The sequence below is a fragment of the Clostridium pabulibutyricum genome, assembly GCF_058242705.1.
Map to the genome: position 1 here is coordinate 35,127 of NZ_JBZAYZ010000004.1, position 17,207 is coordinate 52,333.

The window sequence follows — 17,207 nt, forward strand, 5'->3', positions numbered from 1 at the left end:
AGGAATTAAAAATATGGAAAATGATAGATTTGAGGTTACAGGCAATGGATATTTAAAAAAAACACCTATGTTACAATTTATTATGGTATCTGTGTTATTTGCATTATGGGGGATGGCGTCGTCGCTTAATGACATTCTTATTACTCAGTTCAAAACAATTTTTTCGTTAAGTGATTTTGCAAGTGCATTTGTACAAAGTGCATTTTATGGCGGATATTTTTTAATTGCAATTCCGGCATCGCTGTTAATAAAAAAGACGAGCTATAGAGCGGCTATTGTATCAGGGTTAACCTTCTATATTGTAGGATGTTTATTATTTTTCCCGGCTTCACATAAAGCTACTTATGGGATGTTTTTATTTGCAATTTTTGTATTAGCAGTTGGATTGAGTTTTCTGGAAACATCATCTAATACCTATAGTTCATTACTAGGTCCTGAAGGCAAGGCAACATGGAGATTGAATGTCAGTGAAACCCTGAATGCGGTTGGTTGTATAATTGGTATTACATTAGGAAAGTTTTTAGTATTTAAACAGGGGGCAGAGAGATTAGAAACTCAACTTAAGGGTCTTGGAAATGATGCTGCAAGACAATTGGGATTGGAAAATTTACAAAGAACTTTATTGCCTTATAAATATATATTAGTTGTTTTAATCATAATGCTTGCACTTTTCATAATTGTTAAGTTTCCTAATAATAAAGTAGTAGAACATGAAAAAAGTAAGGACAATGATAATATAGGAGAAACTTTAAAAAGGTTATTTTCTAACAGCAGATATAAAAAAGGTGTACTTGCACAATTCTTTTACATGGGAGTTCAGATAGGTGTATGGTCATTTACGATTAGATTGGCATTGAACATTAATCATAATTTAAGTGAAAGCATAGCATCCAATTATATGATATATAGCTATATAGCTTTGTTCATCGGAAGATTTTTAGGCAGTTATCTGCTATCTAAGTTTTCAACAACAAAAACATTATTATGGTATGCAGCTATAGGGACAGTATTAATTGCATATATGACTGTAGTGCCTAATATGACTGCAATCTATGCGGCAATTTTAGTTAGTATTTTAATGGGACCATGTTGGGCTTCTATTTATGCACATACTCTAAGTGTCATAGAAGATAAACGTGATACAGAAACAGGTGGAGCTATCATTGTTATGGCAATTGTTGGTGGAGCGGTTTTACCAGCTATGCAGGGTTTTGTATCTGATAGATTAGGCTCGCTGCAATTATCATTTATTGTACCAACATTAAGTTTCTTATATGTAGCTTATTATTTCTATAAGGAAAATAAATTAGAAAAGATGCAGTAAAATCTAAATTCTGTAAACGTTGAACTACCAGGAATAATGCGGTATAATTAACAATATAATGTTAACTATGTGAAATAATATATTTCAAGGGGGATTGCCGTTATGTCATTTCAAGAAAAAAGTTTCAAATCCTTTAATCAAAATGATACAATACAAGCATGGATTTATACTCCGATTCGTAAACCTCGTGGAATTGTTCAACTGGTTCATGGCTTTGGTGAACATTCACGCAGATATCTTCATATGATATTGGCATTAAATGAAGCTGGATTTGTAGTTGCAGCAGATGATCATGTAGGACATGGAAAAACAGCGTATGATTCCGGCAATTGGAGTGATTGGGGAGACAAGGGATATATGACAATGGCTGAGGATGAACATACTCTTCGTAAAATTGTACAGGAAGAATACTTGAGCCTGCCTTACTTTATATTTGGACACAGCATGGGCTCGATGATTGCAAGATGTTATACTGCCAAATACGGAGAAGGAGTTAATGGTGTGATTTTATGCGGAACCTGCGGCATATATCCAAATGCAGCTTCGCTTGAACTTGAAATGAAAAAGGAAATAGACTCTGGTAGGGGAGAAGAAATTGACCTTACTTATTTAGAAAAACTTTTAGGGTGGATGACGGAACGCTGCGAAAATAAGAAGACAGACAATGACTGGATTTGTGAAGATCCGGATGTAGTAGCAGACCATGCGAATGATCCATTCAATAATTTCTCGTCACCTTGCAATATACGCTCATTGTATTACTTTGTTAAAATGATGAATGTTATTGTAGGAAAGGAATGGGGAGAAAAAGTTCCGATATCAATTCCTTTTTATAATATAGCAGGTGACCAGGATCCGGTTGGACAATATGGAGAAGGAGTATACGCTGTCTCTAATTGGCTCATAGAGACAGGACACAGTGTAAAAACAAAAATTTATCCTGGAAAAAGACATGAAATACATAATTATCGTGATATTAGAGATGAAGTTGAAAACGGAATAATAGACTTTATAAATGAGACTATAAAAAAACATTAAATAAAGGCAAAAAAATTTAGCTTTAAATGGCATAGGGCAATCTCGCTCCGAACTTCACTCTTTTGAGATATGAGTGAAGTTCGGAGTTTTGACTCCTCTATAGATAAAAATTTCTTCTATGGATTTCTTAAAATAATTTGAAATAGGAAAATAAATATTAATCTGCAGTTAATGTTTTCTTAATATTCTTATGATATTATTATATTGAGAAAAGTTTTGCAAACATATCTTTTAAAAGCAAGTTTCTGGTTTTGGTAACACTATTCAAATTAAAATCTATTATATACTGTCGCGATTACTGCACTTTCAAATTCCTGTTTGTATTAAAAATAAAACAATGTCTATAGGAGAGGATGAATAATATTGAAAAATCTTAGCATATGTATAGATATAGATGGAACGATAACAGATCCGTATTACTGGCTGGAGGGTGCAAACGAATATTTTAAAAAGTCCGTAGAACCATTTGAAATAACTGAATATTCCATAGACAAGAGTTTGGGAATTTCAGAAGGAGCGTATTCCAAGTTTTATGCTGAAAACAAATTTAAAATTCACACTGAAGAGGCGGTAAGAGAGGATGCTGTTCAGGTAGTGAAGAAATTATTTGAAGAAAACAGCATATACTTTGTAACTGCAAGGAGCAAAGAACTTGAAATGTTGACGTATTCGTATTTAAATACTCACGGGGTTCCATATGATGATGTTTTTGTACTTGGGACAACTCATAAGGTTGAAAAGGCGCAAGAGCTTCAATGTGATGTATTTATTGAAGACAGCTATGAAAATGCACAGGAACTTTCAAAGGCTGGATTCAAGGTACTTTTAGTTGATACGACATATAACAGGCAGCCTGCCTGTGACAATATGACAAGGGTTTTTAGCTGGAGCGAAATATATAGTATAATACGAAAAATGCTGATGCACACAAAAGCTGTGTAACAGCATTTTTTTTATGATTTTAAAAGTGAGCTTCTTTGACGCAGTAATTATTATATAGTAATATATCTATTATAAGCTTTGTACTAACCAGTATAAAAATAGTTGTTTGTTGTGTGAAGCATGAATTTTAAGGAGGAAGAACTTTTGAGTTTGAATATAGTTTTGTTTCAGCCGGAAATACCGCAAAATACCGGCAACATAGGACGTACATGCGTGCTTACAGGTTCGAGGCTCCATCTTATAAAACCACTTGGATTCAGCCTTGATGAAAAGCATCTTAGAAGAGCAGGAATGGATTATTGGGCTCATCTTGATCTTACATTGTACGATTCATATGAAGAATTAAGGGAAAAATATAAAGAAAATAATTTTTATTTTTCAACTACACACGGAGAACGGTGTTATACGGATGTAAAATTCCAAGATGAAGATTTTATAGTGTTTGGACGTGAGAGCTGCGGACTGCCGGATTATATAAGAGATCAGAACAGCAAAAATTGCATAAGGGTTCCAATGATAAATACAACTACACGTTCACTCAACTTGTCTAATACAGTAGCTGTTGTAGCCTATGAAGCTCTCAGACAGATGAATTTCCCTGTTATGAAGTAAGGAGAGGTTGAGTTCTATGAATAAGATAAAATTGATAACCGACAGCACGTGTGATTTGCCGGATTATGTGATAGAAAAGTATGATATAGATGTACTTCCTCTCTTTGTAATAATAGGTGGAAAAACATACCGGGATGGAATTGATATAAAGCTTCCGAAGCTTCTTGAAGAAATGGGGAACTCAAGTGAGTTTCCTGCTACAGCCCAGGTAAATCCGGAAATGTTTATAGAATGTTATAGGAAGTACCTTGAGGAAGGTTACAAGATAGTGTCAATCCATCTTTCATCGAAAATGAGTGGTACATATCAGTCGGCATGTATTGCAAGAAACATGCTTGAAACAGATGACATAGTTGTGATAGACAGTTTTAATGTTACATCTGGACTTGGTATTCAAGTGATTAAGGCGGCAAGACTTATACGTGACAATTTTGATATAGAGTATATAGAAACCGAGATAAAAAATATGATACCCCATGTGAAAAGTACGCTTGAGTTTAACAGTCTTGAAAATCTTGTAAAGGGAGGACGTCTTTCGAAAACTGCAGGAATTATAGGTAATATTCTTGGAATAAAGGTTATAATTAAAGCAAAGGATGGAGAAATGATAGCAGCAGATAAAATAAGAGGAAATAAAAAGGTGCTTAAAGCAATGCTTGATTATATAGACAGAAAAGGAGTAAAAAAAGACGAGGCTTCAATACTTCTTCATGTTGGCGAAACGGAAATTCTAAATCCTTTAAGATCTGAGCTTGCAAAGAGAAATATAAATTTTATAGAGAGTGAAGTTGGATGTGTTGTAGGTGTCCATTCTGGGGCAGATGCCTGTGGATTGTTTTTTGTTGAAGACTATTAGAAGCTATTTTATTTAAGGAGGTTCAATATGGAAAACGCAGAAAATTTTTGTGATGTTTTAGTAATAGGTGGAGGTCCGGCAGGTCTTGCTGCAGGACTTTATTGTTCAAGGGCAAAGATGAGTGTTGTTGTAATTGAGAAAGAAATCTATGGAGGAAAAGTTGCAACTACTTATGACATAGACAATTATCCGGGGGCTCCAGAAAATTCTACAGGTGCATCTTTGAGTAAAAGAATGAAGATGCAGGCTGAGTATTTTGGAACAAAATTTATTTCTGATGAAGTGACAGAAGTGGAATTTTCCGAAAAATTGAAGAAGGTAAGGTGTGGAGATTCTGAATACCATTCAAAAACCGTTATAATCGCATCTGGTTCAAATCCAAGGCCTGCCGGTTTTAAAAATGAGGATAAACTAAAATCCAGAGGAATATCTTATTGTGCAACATGTGATGCCGATTTCTTTACGGATCTTGACGTTGCAGTTGTAGGCGGAGGAGATTCGGCTGTAACTGAAGCTATATATCTCAGCAGATTTGCAAAAAATGTAACTGTAATCCATAGAAGGGACTCACTTAGAGCAGCTAAATCAATTCAGGAGAAGGCATTTAGTAATCCAAAAATAAGTTTTATGTGGAATTCGGAAGTTGAAGAAGCCCTTGGAGATCAGGGACTTGAAGGAATGATGGTAAAAGATAGAAACACGGGAGAAAGTCATGAGATTAAAGTTCAGGGATGTTTTGTCTTTATAGGTGACATGCCGGCAACGGATTTATTTAAAGGCAGAATAAAACTTGACGAGAAAAATTATATAATTACCAATGAAAATATGGAGACAAATATACCAGGTGTATTTGCAGCAGGGGACATAAGGCAGAAAACACTGAGACAGATAGTTACTGCAGTTTCCGACGGGGCAGTTGCGGCAGTGTCTGCTGAAAGATATGTGGAAAAGTTTCAATAGAAGGTCTTTGCTTATATTTTCTGCAACTTCATGATATAATATAATTATACAATTCACAGTTTGCATTGTGTATGCAGACTGTGAATCAGGTGAATGGAGGTGTAGATTATGAATCTTAATTTTGGACTTAATTTGACACAGGAGCAGAAACTTGTAATGACACAGGAAATGCAGCTTTCTGTAAAATTGCTGCAGATGTCTGGCTTTGAGCTTAAAGAATATGTTGAAAATGAAGTTCAGGAGAATCCCGTTCTAGATGTTAAGGAAACTGAGCAGGAAGATAACTCTATAAAAACTGAAATTGATTATAAGAAAATGATAAAAAATCTTGAATTTGATAATTATAGTCATGGAGGTTATGAAATAAATCCTGACAAAGATGTTTCTCCATTCAATTTTATTTCAAAAAATGAATCACTTAAAGAGTTTTTACAAGAACAGGTAAGGGATCTTAATGAAAATGATTACACAAAAAACGTATGCAATTATATTATAGAAAATATAGATAACAGGGGATATTTGGTACTTTCTGAAAATGAATTGGAAGAACACTTCAAAATTTCATCTGAGCTTGTCAATTATTGCATAAGACAAGTACAAGCATTGGAACCTGATGGTATAGGAGCCAGAAATCTAAAGGAATGTCTTAAAATTCAACTCTATAAAAAAAATATAAATGAAACCAATATTATAAGTATAATAGACAATTATTTGGAACTTATAGCAGAAAACAGGTATGCTACTATAGCAGAAAAACTTGGAATAAGTGTAAAAGAAGCGCAGGGATTTGGTGATGTAATAAAGAAGTTGAATCCAAAACCTTCAAGGGGATTTTATACAGATGATGCAGTAAAATTTATAATACCGGATGCGTATATAAGAAAGATAGAAAATGACTACTTTATAATAATGAATGATAATCTTACACCTCAGCTGTCTATAAATTCAATGTACAGGAATATCATAAATAAAGATTCAGACGGGGCTGATCTCAAGGACAAAGATGCTGTGGAGTATGTAAAAGACAAATTGAACAATGCACTTTTTCTTATAAAAAGTATACAACATCGAAAGAGTACTATATACAGGGTACTTGAAAAGATACTTGAGCTTCAAAGGGATTATTTTGATTATGGTGATGACTATTTGAAGCCTATGACACTGAAGCAAATTTCGGACAGTCTTGATATGCATGAATCTACTATAAGCAGGGCTATAAGAGACAAATATATATATACTAGCAGAGGAATAGTGAAAATAAAGGCTCTTTTTACTAACGGATTGTCTATGTCTGTACCGGGAGAAAATATTTCTGTTAATGTCATAAAGAACAACATAAAATCCATAATAGATAAAGAAGACAAGAAAAAGCCTCTGTCGGATCAGGCTATTTGTAATATTATAAATGGAGATGGAATGAATATTTCGAGAAGAACTGTGGCAAAATATAGAGAGGAATTGGGAATAAAGTCATCAAAGGGAAGAAAACGATTCTAAATCATCCCATAAGAAAATATATTTAAACATATTTTTAACATATTTTTTAAAAATACTATTTAAAAAAAACACAAGATGATTTATAATACTAAGTGGGACAACAAGTAAAGTACTGGGACACTGACTGACCAGGAGGCGCTGTTATGGAGGAAGTACTTAAACTGCAAAAGAGTATAGTACCTGAGTTGGTTAAACTTATGGAAAAAAGATATAATATTTTAAGGGCTATCTACTACAATGAACCTGTTGGTAGGAGAGTTCTCGCAAGTTACCTCGGAATTGGCGAGAGGATAGTCAGAACGGAAATAAACTTTCTGAAGGCTCAGAACTTTATTGAGATAAACACTTCGGGAATGACTGTAACAAAAGATGGAGAGGAAATCATAGACAAGTTGAAAAAATCAATACATGCATTGAGAGGCTTGTCGGAAATTGAAGATGCAATAAGAGCAACCTTGAAGTTGAAGAAAGTTATGGTTGTACCTGGGAACTGTGACGAGGACAGAACTATATTAAGTGAGATGGGAAAAGCTGCCGCAGGTTACCTTAAGAGTATTTTAAAGAACAATGACGTAATCGCAATTACAGGTGGTTCTACCATGAAACAAGTTGTGGACAATATGGCTAGCATTACAGGATTAAAAAACATGCTTGTATTACCTGCACGAGGGGGTATGGGGGCTAGCGTTGAAACACAGGCAAATACGCTTGCTGCCAATCTTGCACATAAAATAGATGCAGATTATAAACTTCTTCATGTACCTGATGACTTGAGTGATGCCGCCAGAGAGACAATAATGAAAGAAAAGTCGATACAAGATGTTTTGAAATTTATATATAATACTACAGTACTTGTACATGGAGCTGGAAGAGCAGTTAAAATGGCAAGAAGAAGAGGCCTTGGCGATGATATAGTACAGGAGATAAGAGACAGAGGTGCTGTTGGAGAGGCATTTGGATATTATTTTGACAGAAAAGGCAATATAGTCTACTCAACTCCAAGTATAGGAATAAAAAACAGCAATATACACAAGATAAAAACGCTTATAGCGGTAGCAGGTGGAGAAAGCAAGGCGGAAGCAATACTTTCCACCGAGTTAAACAATGCAAATAGTGTGCTTATCACAGATGAAGGTGCTGCTAAAAAAATTTTGGAGCTCATAAACAGTCAATAAAATTTTAAATTTATTAAATATATTTAATTATTAGGAGGAATTTAGATGACAAAGGTAGCTATCAATGGTTTTGGAAGAATAGGAAGATTGGCTTTAAGAAGAATTATAGAGGTTCCTGGTCTTGAAGTTGTTGCAATAAACGATTTAACTGATGCAAATACATTAGCACACCTGCTTAAATATGATTCAACTCAGGGAAGATTCAACGGAGAAATAGAAGTTAAGGATGGATCATTTGTAGTTAATGGAAAAGAAATAAAAGTTTTTGCTGAAAAAGATCCAGAAAAACTTCCATGGGGAAAATTAGGAATAGATGTTGTTCTTGAGTGCACAGGTTTCTTTACAAAGAAGGAAAAAGCAGAAGCTCATGTTAGAGCCGGCGCAAAGAAAGTTGTTATTTCAGCTCCTGCAGGAAATGACTTGAAGACAATAGTATTCAATGTAAATAATGATACACTTGATGGAACAGAAACTGTTATATCAGGAGCTTCATGTACTACTAACTGCTTGGCTCCAATGGCTAAGGTATTAAATGACAAATTCGGAATAGAAAAAGGAATAATGACTACAGTTCACGCATATACAAATGACCAGAATACTCTTGATGGACCACACAGAAAAGGTGACTTGAGAAGAGCTAGAGCTGCTGCAGTAAGCATAATCCCAGCTTCATCAGGAGCTGCAAAAGCTATAAGTCAGGTTATTCCTGAATTAACAGGAAAACTTGATGGAAGTGCACAGAGAATTCCAGTTCCAACTGGTTCAATAACTGAACTTGTATCAGTTCTTAAAAAGAAAGTTACAGTTGAAGAAGTTAATGCTGCAATGAAGGAAGCTGCAGATGAGTCTTTCGGATATACTGAAGATCCAATAGTTTCAGCTGATGTAGTTGGAATTAACTATGGATCACTCTTTGATGGTACTTTGACAAAGATAGTTGACGTTAATGGATCACAGCTTGTAAAGACAGCTGCTTGGTATGATAATGAAATGTCATATACTTCACAGCTCGTTAGAACTTTGGCTTATTTCGCAAAGATAGCTAAATAGCTGAAGCTTTAAAGCCGGGATACTTAAATGAAGTATTAGAGGTCAGCATGGTAAAGGTCTGGTTTTATAGTTAAGGCTATGAGACCGGGCCTTTAAAAATATTAATTATTTAACTGGAAAGTAAAAAATTAAAAGAGGTGTTTGTATTGGCTTTTAACAAGAAGACTATTGAAGATATTGATGTAAAGAGCAAGAAGGTTCTTGTAAGATGCGATTTTAATGTACCGCTTCAAGATGGAAAAATAACTGATGAAAACAGACTTGTAGGGGCAATGCCTACTATAAAATATTTGATTGAAAAAGGTGCCAAAGTTATACTTTGCTCGCATCTTGGAAAGCCAAAGGGAGAGGCAAAGCCGGAACTTTCTCTTGCGCCTGTTTCTAAAAGGCTTTCAGAAATGCTTGGAAAAGAAGTTATATTTGCAGCGGATGACAATGTAGTTGGAGAAAATGCAAAATCAGCAGTCGAAAAGATGAATGATGGAGATGTTGTTCTGCTTCAGAATACCAGATATAGAAAAGAAGAGACAAAAAATGAAGATAACTTTTCAAAGGAACTTGCATCTCTTGCAGACATATTTGTAAATGATGCCTTTGGAACAGCCCACAGAGCACACTGCTCAACTGTCGGAGTTGCAAAGTATTTGGATACTGCAGTATGCGGATATCTTATTCAGAAGGAAATAAAGTTCCTTGGAAATGCTGTTGAAGATCCTACAAGACCGTTTATAGCAATACTTGGCGGCGCAAAGGTGTCAGATAAGATAAATGTTATAAACAACCTCCTTGAAAAAGTTGATACTCTTATAATTGGAGGGGGAATGGCATATACCTTCGAGAAATCTCTTGGATACAATATAGGTACTTCCCTTCTTGAAGCGGATAAAGTCGAATATGCAAAAGAGATGATACAGAAGGCAAAAGACAAAAATGTCAAATTGCTTCTTCCTGTAGACACTGTAACAGCAAAAGAATTTGATGCCAATGCTGAAGCTGTTGTAACGGAGGATTTGAACATACAGGATGGATATATGGGACTTGATATAGGACCTAAAACAGTAAAGCTTTTTACAGAAGCTATAAAAAATGCAAAGACAATTGTTTGGAACGGACCTATGGGAGTATTTGAATTCCCTAAATTCGCAAAAGGAACAAACGAAGTTGCAAAAGCAATGGCTGAATCCAATGCAACTACTATAATTGGTGGTGGAGACAGTGCAGCTGCAGTAAATCAGCTTGGTTATGGCAGTAAAATGACACATATTTCAACAGGCGGTGGAGCTTCTCTGGAATTTTTGGAAGGCAAGGACTTGCCTGGAATTTCAGCACTTAATGACAAATAAACATGGGAATATAAAATTAAAAAGGGGTTTGATGTAAATGAGAAAGGCAATAATTGCAGGAAATTGGAAGATGAATAAAACTGTAGATGAGGCAAAGAAAATTGTAGAGGATTTGAAGCCGCTTGTAAAAGATGCAAAGTGCGATGTAGTTGTATGCCCTCCTTATGTATGCTTGAATACAGTTATTGATGCAGCAAGGGGAAGCAACGTAAAAGTAGGTGCACAGAACATGCATTTTGAAGAGAGTGGTGCATATACAGGAGAAGTTTCACCTTCTATGCTGGAATCACTTGGTGTAAGCTATGTAATTCTTGGGCACAGTGAAAGAAGACAGTACTTCAATGAAACAGATGAAGCTATAAATAAAAAGATAAAAAAAGCATTTGAACACAATCTTGTTCCTATAGTATGCTGCGGTGAAACTCTTGAAGAAAGGGAAGCAGATGTAACGGAAGAGGTTCTTGGAAAACAGATTAAGCTTGATCTTGCAGGTTTGGAGAAGGCTCAGGTGGAAAAACTTGTTGTTGCATATGAACCTATTTGGGCAATTGGAACAGGAAAAACTGCTACAGACGAGCAGGCAAATACTACTATAGCTTATATAAGAAGCGTAATTGCTAAGCTTTATGGAAAGGATACTGCAGAAAAAACAAGAATACAGTATGGCGGATCAGTAAAGCCTGCAACTATAAAGGCGCAGATGAAACAGCCTGACATAGATGGAGGACTCATTGGAGGAGCAAGTCTCAAAGCTGATGACTTTTCAAAAATAGTAAATTACGATTTGTAATATAATTGGAGGAAAATATGAGTAAAAAACCAGTAATGCTTATGATACTTGACGGATTTGGTATTTCTGACAGGACGGAAGGAAATGCAGTTAAGGCAGCATATAAACCAAATTTTGATAAATATTACAATAAATATCCTCATACACAACTTGGAGCAAGCGGGCTTAGTGTAGGACTTCCAGATGGACAGATGGGAAATTCTGAAGTAGGACATTTAAATATAGGAGCCGGCAGAATTGTATATCAGGCGCTTACAAAGATAACGAAGTCGATAAATGACGGGGATTTCTTCAAAAATGAAGCTTTGAACAAAGCCGCCGATAATGCACTTAAAAATAATTCAAGCTTTCATATATTGGGTCTTTTATCTCCTGGAGGGGTCCATTCACATATGGATCATATAAAAGGACTTTTGAAATTTGCAAAAGAAAAAGGCCTTAAAAAAGTATATGTTCACGCTTTTACAGACGGAAGAGATGTACCGCCTTCTTCTGCAAAAGATTATGTTTGTGATATTGAAAATTACATGAAGGAAATAGGAGTTGGAAAAATAGCTTCTGTTTCTGGAAGATATTATGCAATGGACAGGGACAACAGGTGGGAAAGAGTTGAACTTGCGTATAATGCTCTTGTTCTTGGAAAAGGGCAGGAAGCTGCAAGTGCAATTGAAGCTGTTGAAAATTCCTACAAAAATGGCAAGACGGATGAATTTATTGTTCCTGCAGTAGTAAAAGAAAATGGAAGTCCACTTGCAGTGATAAAGGATGGAGATTCTGTTGTATTTGCAAACTTCAGGCCGGATCGTGCAAGAGAAATAACAAGAGCCATAAATGACAGGGAATTCGACCACTTTGCAAGAAAAACTCTGAATCTTGAATTTGTAACTATGACACAATATGATGTTGAAATTAAAAATGTGGATATAGTTTTTAAAAACGAGCACTATAAAAATACTCTCGGTGAATATGTAAGCAAACTTGGAAAAAATCAGCTTAGAATAGCTGAAACCGAAAAGTATGCACATGTTACTTTCTTTTTCAATGGCGGAGTTGAAAAACCAAATGAAAATGAAGACAGGGCGCTTATTCCTTCTCCTAAGGTTGCGACTTATGACATGAAGCCGGAGATGAGTGCATATGAAGTTACGGAAGAACTTCTGAAAAGGATGGACCAGGATAAATATGACATGATAATATTAAACTTTGCAAATCCTGATATGGTTGGACATACAGGTGTGCTTGAAGCTGCAAAAAAAGCAATTGAAGCTGTTGATGTATGTCTTGGCAAAATTGTGGAGAAGATACTAGAAAAGGATGGAAAACTTTTCATAACGGCAGACCATGGAAATTCAGAAGAAGAAATAGATTATGAGACTAAAAAACCTATGACTGCACATACTACAAATCCAGTACCTTTTGTATATATATCCAATAATTCCTCGAAGCTCAGGGATGGAGGAGTTCTGGCAGATATAGCACCTACTATGCTTAAAGCCATGAATCTTGATAAGCCGGAAGAAATGACTGGCAAAAGTCTTATATAACAAAATTAAGGAAATCAATATATTTAAATGATATAATTAATTTGAAACAAATATTGCGAAACTGGAAAGGAGTTGAAAGAACCGTTACTTTATTAACGGTGATATTTATGAAAAATTATGTAGAAATTGTAGATGTAAGTGCAAGACAGATACTTGATTCAAGAGCAAATCCTACAGTTGAGGTTGAAGTAGTCCTTGAAGATGGAACAATAGGCAGATCAGGTGTTCCGTCAGGAGCTTCTACAGGTGCATTCGAGGCTGTGGAACTAAGAGACGGTGACAAGGACAAATATCAGGGAAAAGGTGTAACGAAGGCTATAGACAACGTCAACAATGTAATAGCAGAGGAACTTATAGGAATGAATGTTTTTGATCAGGTTCTTATTGACAAAACTATGATTGAACTTGATGGTACTGATAATAAGGCAAAATTAGGTGCCAATGCAACTCTTGGTGTGTCGCTTGCTTGCGCAAGGGCAGCAGCTGAATATCTTGGACTAAGCTTATATCAATATATAGGTGGAGTTAATGGAAAGGTCCTTCCAGTTCCGATGATGAATATACTAAATGGAGGAAAACATGCTGACAATAATGTAGATTTGCAGGAATTTATGATAATGCCAGCTGGAGCTCCTAATTTTACAGAAGCAATTAGAATGAGCACTGAAGTTTACCATACACTGAAATCAATTTTAAAATCAAAGGGCTATGATACAGGAGTTGGAGATGAAGGTGGATTTGCTCCAAATCTGAAATCAAATGAAGAGGCAATACAGGTTATAGTCGAGGCAATAGAAAAAGCAGGATACAAACCTGGAAAAGACATATATATAGCACTTGACCCGGCATCTTCAGAGTTCTTTGAAGATGGAAAATACAATCTCAAGGGAGAAGGAAAAGTTTTAACTCCTGAGCAGATGGTAGATTTTTATGTTGATATTGCAAACAAGTATCCTATAATTTCTCTTGAAGATGGAATGGCAGAAGAAGATTGGGACGGATGGAAAATACTAACAGAGAAACTTGGAGACAAAATTCAGCTTGTAGGTGATGATTTGTTTGTTACAAACACTACAAGACTTGAAAAGGGAATTAAGCTTGGAGTTGCAAATTCAATACTTATAAAATTGAATCAGATAGGAACGCTTACAGAAACATTAAATGCCATAGAAATGGCTGAAAGAGCAGGATATACTGCTGTAGTTTCTCACAGGTCAGGTGAAACTGAAGACACTACAATAGCAGATCTTGTTGTGGCTGTAAATGCAGGCCAGATAAAAACTGGAGCACCTGCAAGAACAGAAAGGGTTGCAAAATACAATCAACTTCTGAGAATAGACGAAGAGCTCGGAGAGGTTGCAGAGTATAGAGGACTTAAAGCATTCTATAATCTCAAAAAGTAATTGATTTGAATTTTTTATCAGGGTGGATAGAGTTTTATCTGCCCTGATTTTAATATTACATTCAAAATTGAATTAGATATTACTGTATGGTATAATGTAACCTGTAATTGTAGCTTTGTTGTATTTTGTTTGAAAATTTATCTTATGACGATTGTGAAAGTATTTGGAGGTTTTACTAATGAGTATTTTTCTTTATATATTGCAGATTATAATATCCATATGTTTGATAGTCGTAGTTCTTGTTCAACCGGGAAAGACAGATGGACTCAGTGGATTTATATCAGGCGCAACGACTGAAAGCTTTTATTCAAGAAATAAGTCGAGAACTTCGGAAGCCATGCTTTCAAAATTGACAGTTGTTCTTGCAATAATATTTGCAGCAATTTGCATAATTCAAAATGTTATAAAGTAGTTTGCCTGAAAATACAGTGGGTCTTGGATTCTGCTGTATTTATTTTTATATTGAGAATATCTATGATAAAATAATACTATTGAATATTTTTGTGCGATTTATACCAATATATTAGAAGGTGGTGAAATCATGAATATAACTGAAACAATCTTAAATTTTATGAAAGAAAAGGCATACAGGCCTATGGATATAAATGAGCTTGGCAGTGTATTTGGAATGAGAAAAGGCGACAGGAAGGAATTCAAGAAAATATTGTCCGGCATGGAAAAAGACGGCCTTATAGTAAAAAACAAAAGTGGCAAATACGGGGTACCCAATAGAATGGGACTTGTAACTGGAAAGTTTCAAGGCAATCAAAGAGGATTTGGATTTGTAATGCCTGAAGATGGCGTTGATGTATTTATTCCAATTTCAGGGGTAAATGGAGCTATGAATGGCGATTATGTAATAGCCAGAGTCGTAAAGGAAGAAAAGAGCGGCAAAAGATGTGAGGGAGAAATTGTACGTATTGTTACAAGGGCCAACAAGACGGTGGTTGGTACATTTGAGGACAGCAGGAATTTCGGATTTGTGGTTGCAGAAGAGAAAAAAATAAATCAGGATATATTTATACCTAAAAAGTGTAAAAAAGGTGCAAAGACAGGTGATGTTGTAATTGCAGATATAACTTCGTGGCCTAGTGGAAGAAGGAACCCTGAAGGAAAAATTACAGATATTCTAGGTAGAAAAGATGAGAAGGGCATAGATATCCTTACAGTAATAAAGAAAAACGGACTCCCCGAAAATTTCCCCGAGAAAGTTGAGAAGTACGTTCAGAAAATACCTGATGAAATACCGAAAGAGGAATATAAAAAAAGAAAGGATCTTAGAAATCTTACCATAGTTACAATAGATGGAGAAGATGCCAAAGACCTTGATGATGCCGTATCCATACAGAAGCTTGACAATGGAAATTTTTACCTTGGAGTACACATAGCCGATGTATCAAATTATGTAGGGGATATGAGCCCTCTCGACAAAGAGGCGCTTAAAAGGGGTACGTCGGTATATCTCATAGACAGGGTTATTCCAATGCTTCCAAAGAAACTCTCCAATGGAATATGCAGTTTGAATCCTAAAACTGATAGGCTCACTTTGAGTTGTTTTATGGAGATAGATTCAAATGGAAATGTAGTAGATCATGAAATATTCGAAAGTATAATAAAGACAAGTGAAAGAATGACATATACCGATGTTACAAGTATACTGAAGGGTGATAATCAGGAAGTCCTAGATAGGTATGACTATCTGGTTTCCACATTTCAAACCATGGCGGAACTTTCAAAAATACTATATAAAAAGAGAATGAAAAGAGGAGCTGTGGATTTTGATTTTGAGGAATGCGAGATAATACTCGACAAACTTGGAAGACCAGTAGAGATAAGACCGGCTGAAAGAGGAATTGCAAATCATATAATAGAAGAGTTTATGCTTGTTTGCAACGAGACTATAGCTGAACATATGTTTTGGAGCAATATGCCTTTTGTGTATAGAATACACGAAGACCCGGACGAAGAAAAGCTTATGTACTTCAATGAGTTTGTTCACAATCTTGGATATACTATAAGATGGGGAGAGGAAGTACATCCAAAGGCATTGCAGGGTATTATAGAAAAAGTAAAGGGCAAGAAAGAGGAAACTGTAGTAAGTACACTTCTCTTGAGGTCGATGAAGCAGGCAAGGTATTCGCCTAAATGTACAGGACACTTTGGGCTTGCAGCAAGATATTATTGCCATTTTACATCTCCTATAAGAAGATATCCTGATCTTATAATACACAGGATAATTAAAAAATATATAAATGGACAGCTTGATGAAAAAGAAATAAAGAGATTCAATATAAAGGTTGAATATGCATCAAAACAGTCATCGGAGATGGAAAGAATCGCACAGGATGCCGAGAGGGAAGTGGATGACCTCAAGAAGGCTGAATATATGAGCAAGAGAATAGGAAAGCAATATACTGGAATAGTATCATCTGTAACTAATTTTGGAATGTTTGTTGAACTTGAAAATACAGTGGAAGGCCTTGTACATTTAAGTACCATGTCTGATGATTACTATATATATGATGACAGACATCTTTCGCTTGTTGGAGAAAAGAGCAGAAATACGTATAAGCTTGGAGATGAAGTTGTTATAAAGGTGCTCAAGGTGGATATGTCGGCGCATGAAATCTATTTTGAGCTTGTTGGACGAAGCGGAGAAAATGAAGGAGGGGA

Annotated in this window: 15 protein-coding genes; all 15 read left to right on the plus strand. The window is 35.5% G+C overall.

All coding sequences use genetic code 11. From position 1 onward, the window contains the following. Positions 1–13 precede the first annotated feature (13 nt). Positions 14–1,324 (plus strand): L-fucose:H+ symporter permease, encoded by a 1,311-nt coding sequence (gene fucP, locus AC4CVH_RS06660; protein WP_490786969.1) that lies wholly within the window; start codon positions 14–16, stop codon positions 1,322–1,324. 102 nt (positions 1,325–1,426) lie between these two features. Then, the gene (locus tag AC4CVH_RS06665; RefSeq protein ID WP_490786970.1) at positions 1,427–2,362 is read left to right on the plus strand and encodes an alpha/beta fold hydrolase; all 936 of its coding nucleotides are present in this window, start codon (positions 1,427–1,429) and stop codon (positions 2,360–2,362) included. 363 nt (positions 2,363–2,725) lie between these two features. After that, positions 2,726–3,304, plus strand: a complete 579-nt coding sequence (locus AC4CVH_RS06670; RefSeq protein WP_490786971.1) for a 5' nucleotidase, NT5C type — start codon at positions 2,726–2,728, stop codon at positions 3,302–3,304. Positions 3,305–3,448: 144 nt separating this feature from the next. Then, positions 3,449–3,916, plus strand: a complete 468-nt coding sequence (locus AC4CVH_RS06675) for a tRNA (cytidine(34)-2'-O)-methyltransferase (protein ID WP_490786972.1) — start codon at positions 3,449–3,451, stop codon at positions 3,914–3,916. A gap of 16 nt (positions 3,917–3,932) precedes the next feature. After that, a complete protein-coding gene (locus tag AC4CVH_RS06680; protein WP_490786973.1) occupies positions 3,933–4,772 on the plus strand; it encodes a DegV family protein in 840 nt (279 codons plus the stop codon). A gap of 27 nt (positions 4,773–4,799) precedes the next feature. Beyond that, positions 4,800–5,732, plus strand: coding sequence for a thioredoxin-disulfide reductase (gene trxB / locus AC4CVH_RS06685; protein WP_490786974.1), 933 nt, complete (start codon positions 4,800–4,802; stop codon positions 5,730–5,732). Positions 5,733–5,840: 108 nt separating this feature from the next. Then, positions 5,841–7,229: an RNA polymerase factor sigma-54 gene (gene rpoN / locus AC4CVH_RS06690; protein WP_490786975.1), complete on the plus strand. Its 1,389-nt coding sequence runs from the start codon at positions 5,841–5,843 to the stop codon at positions 7,227–7,229. Between the two features lie 143 nt (positions 7,230–7,372). Beyond that, the gene (locus AC4CVH_RS06695) at positions 7,373–8,404 is read left to right on the plus strand and encodes a sugar-binding transcriptional regulator (protein WP_490786976.1); all 1,032 of its coding nucleotides are present in this window, start codon (positions 7,373–7,375) and stop codon (positions 8,402–8,404) included. 45 nt (positions 8,405–8,449) lie between these two features. Then, the gene (gene gap / locus AC4CVH_RS06700; RefSeq protein ID WP_490786977.1) at positions 8,450–9,454 is read left to right on the plus strand and encodes a type I glyceraldehyde-3-phosphate dehydrogenase; all 1,005 of its coding nucleotides are present in this window, start codon (positions 8,450–8,452) and stop codon (positions 9,452–9,454) included. A gap of 146 nt (positions 9,455–9,600) precedes the next feature. Beyond that, positions 9,601–10,797 carry a phosphoglycerate kinase gene (locus AC4CVH_RS06705; protein ID WP_490786978.1) on the plus strand — a complete coding sequence of 399 codons (1,197 nt, stop codon included), beginning with the start codon at positions 9,601–9,603 and terminating at the stop codon, positions 10,795–10,797. Between the two features lie 37 nt (positions 10,798–10,834). Beyond that, on the plus strand, positions 10,835–11,587 hold the full coding sequence (tpiA, locus tag AC4CVH_RS06710) for a triose-phosphate isomerase (RefSeq protein ID WP_490786979.1): 753 nt from the start codon (positions 10,835–10,837) through the stop codon (positions 11,585–11,587). Positions 11,588–11,604: 17 nt separating this feature from the next. Then, a complete protein-coding gene (gene gpmI, locus AC4CVH_RS06715; RefSeq protein ID WP_490786980.1) occupies positions 11,605–13,131 on the plus strand; it encodes a 2,3-bisphosphoglycerate-independent phosphoglycerate mutase in 1,527 nt (508 codons plus the stop codon). Positions 13,132–13,238: 107 nt separating this feature from the next. After that, on the plus strand, positions 13,239–14,534 hold the full coding sequence (gene eno, locus AC4CVH_RS06720; RefSeq protein WP_490786981.1) for a phosphopyruvate hydratase: 1,296 nt from the start codon (positions 13,239–13,241) through the stop codon (positions 14,532–14,534). 178 nt (positions 14,535–14,712) lie between these two features. Then, positions 14,713–14,946 carry a preprotein translocase subunit SecG gene (secG, locus tag AC4CVH_RS06725; protein WP_490786982.1) on the plus strand — a complete coding sequence of 78 codons (234 nt, stop codon included), beginning with the start codon at positions 14,713–14,715 and terminating at the stop codon, positions 14,944–14,946. Positions 14,947–15,075: 129 nt separating this feature from the next. Next, positions 15,076–17,207 (plus strand): ribonuclease R (gene rnr / locus AC4CVH_RS06730; RefSeq protein ID WP_490786983.1); only part of this gene is annotated, 2,132 nt, incomplete at its 3' end.

Excerpts from the sequence above, each read along its gene's own strand:
- AC4CVH_RS06680 (WP_490786973.1), top strand. The coding sequence starts at position 3,933 with ATGAATAAGATAAAATTGATAACCGACAGCACGTGTGATTTGCCGGAT.
- trxB (WP_490786974.1), top strand. The coding sequence starts at position 4,800 with ATGGAAAACGCAGAAAATTTTTGTGATGTTTTAGTAATAGGTGGAGGT.
- rpoN (WP_490786975.1), top strand. The coding sequence starts at position 5,841 with ATGAATCTTAATTTTGGACTTAATTTGACACAGGAGCAGAAACTTGTA.
- AC4CVH_RS06665 (WP_490786970.1), top strand. The coding sequence starts at position 1,427 with ATGTCATTTCAAGAAAAAAGTTTCAAATCCTTTAATCAAAATGATACA.
- fucP (WP_490786969.1), top strand. The coding sequence starts at position 14 with ATGGAAAATGATAGATTTGAGGTTACAGGCAATGGATATTTAAAAAAA.
- gap (WP_490786977.1), top strand. The coding sequence starts at position 8,450 with ATGACAAAGGTAGCTATCAATGGTTTTGGAAGAATAGGAAGATTGGCT.
- AC4CVH_RS06695 (WP_490786976.1), top strand. The coding sequence starts at position 7,373 with ATGGAGGAAGTACTTAAACTGCAAAAGAGTATAGTACCTGAGTTGGTT.
- gpmI (WP_490786980.1), top strand. The coding sequence starts at position 11,605 with ATGAGTAAAAAACCAGTAATGCTTATGATACTTGACGGATTTGGTATT.
- tpiA (WP_490786979.1), top strand. The coding sequence starts at position 10,835 with ATGAGAAAGGCAATAATTGCAGGAAATTGGAAGATGAATAAAACTGTA.
- eno (WP_490786981.1), top strand. The coding sequence starts at position 13,239 with ATGAAAAATTATGTAGAAATTGTAGATGTAAGTGCAAGACAGATACTT.
- secG (WP_490786982.1), top strand. The coding sequence starts at position 14,713 with ATGAGTATTTTTCTTTATATATTGCAGATTATAATATCCATATGTTTG.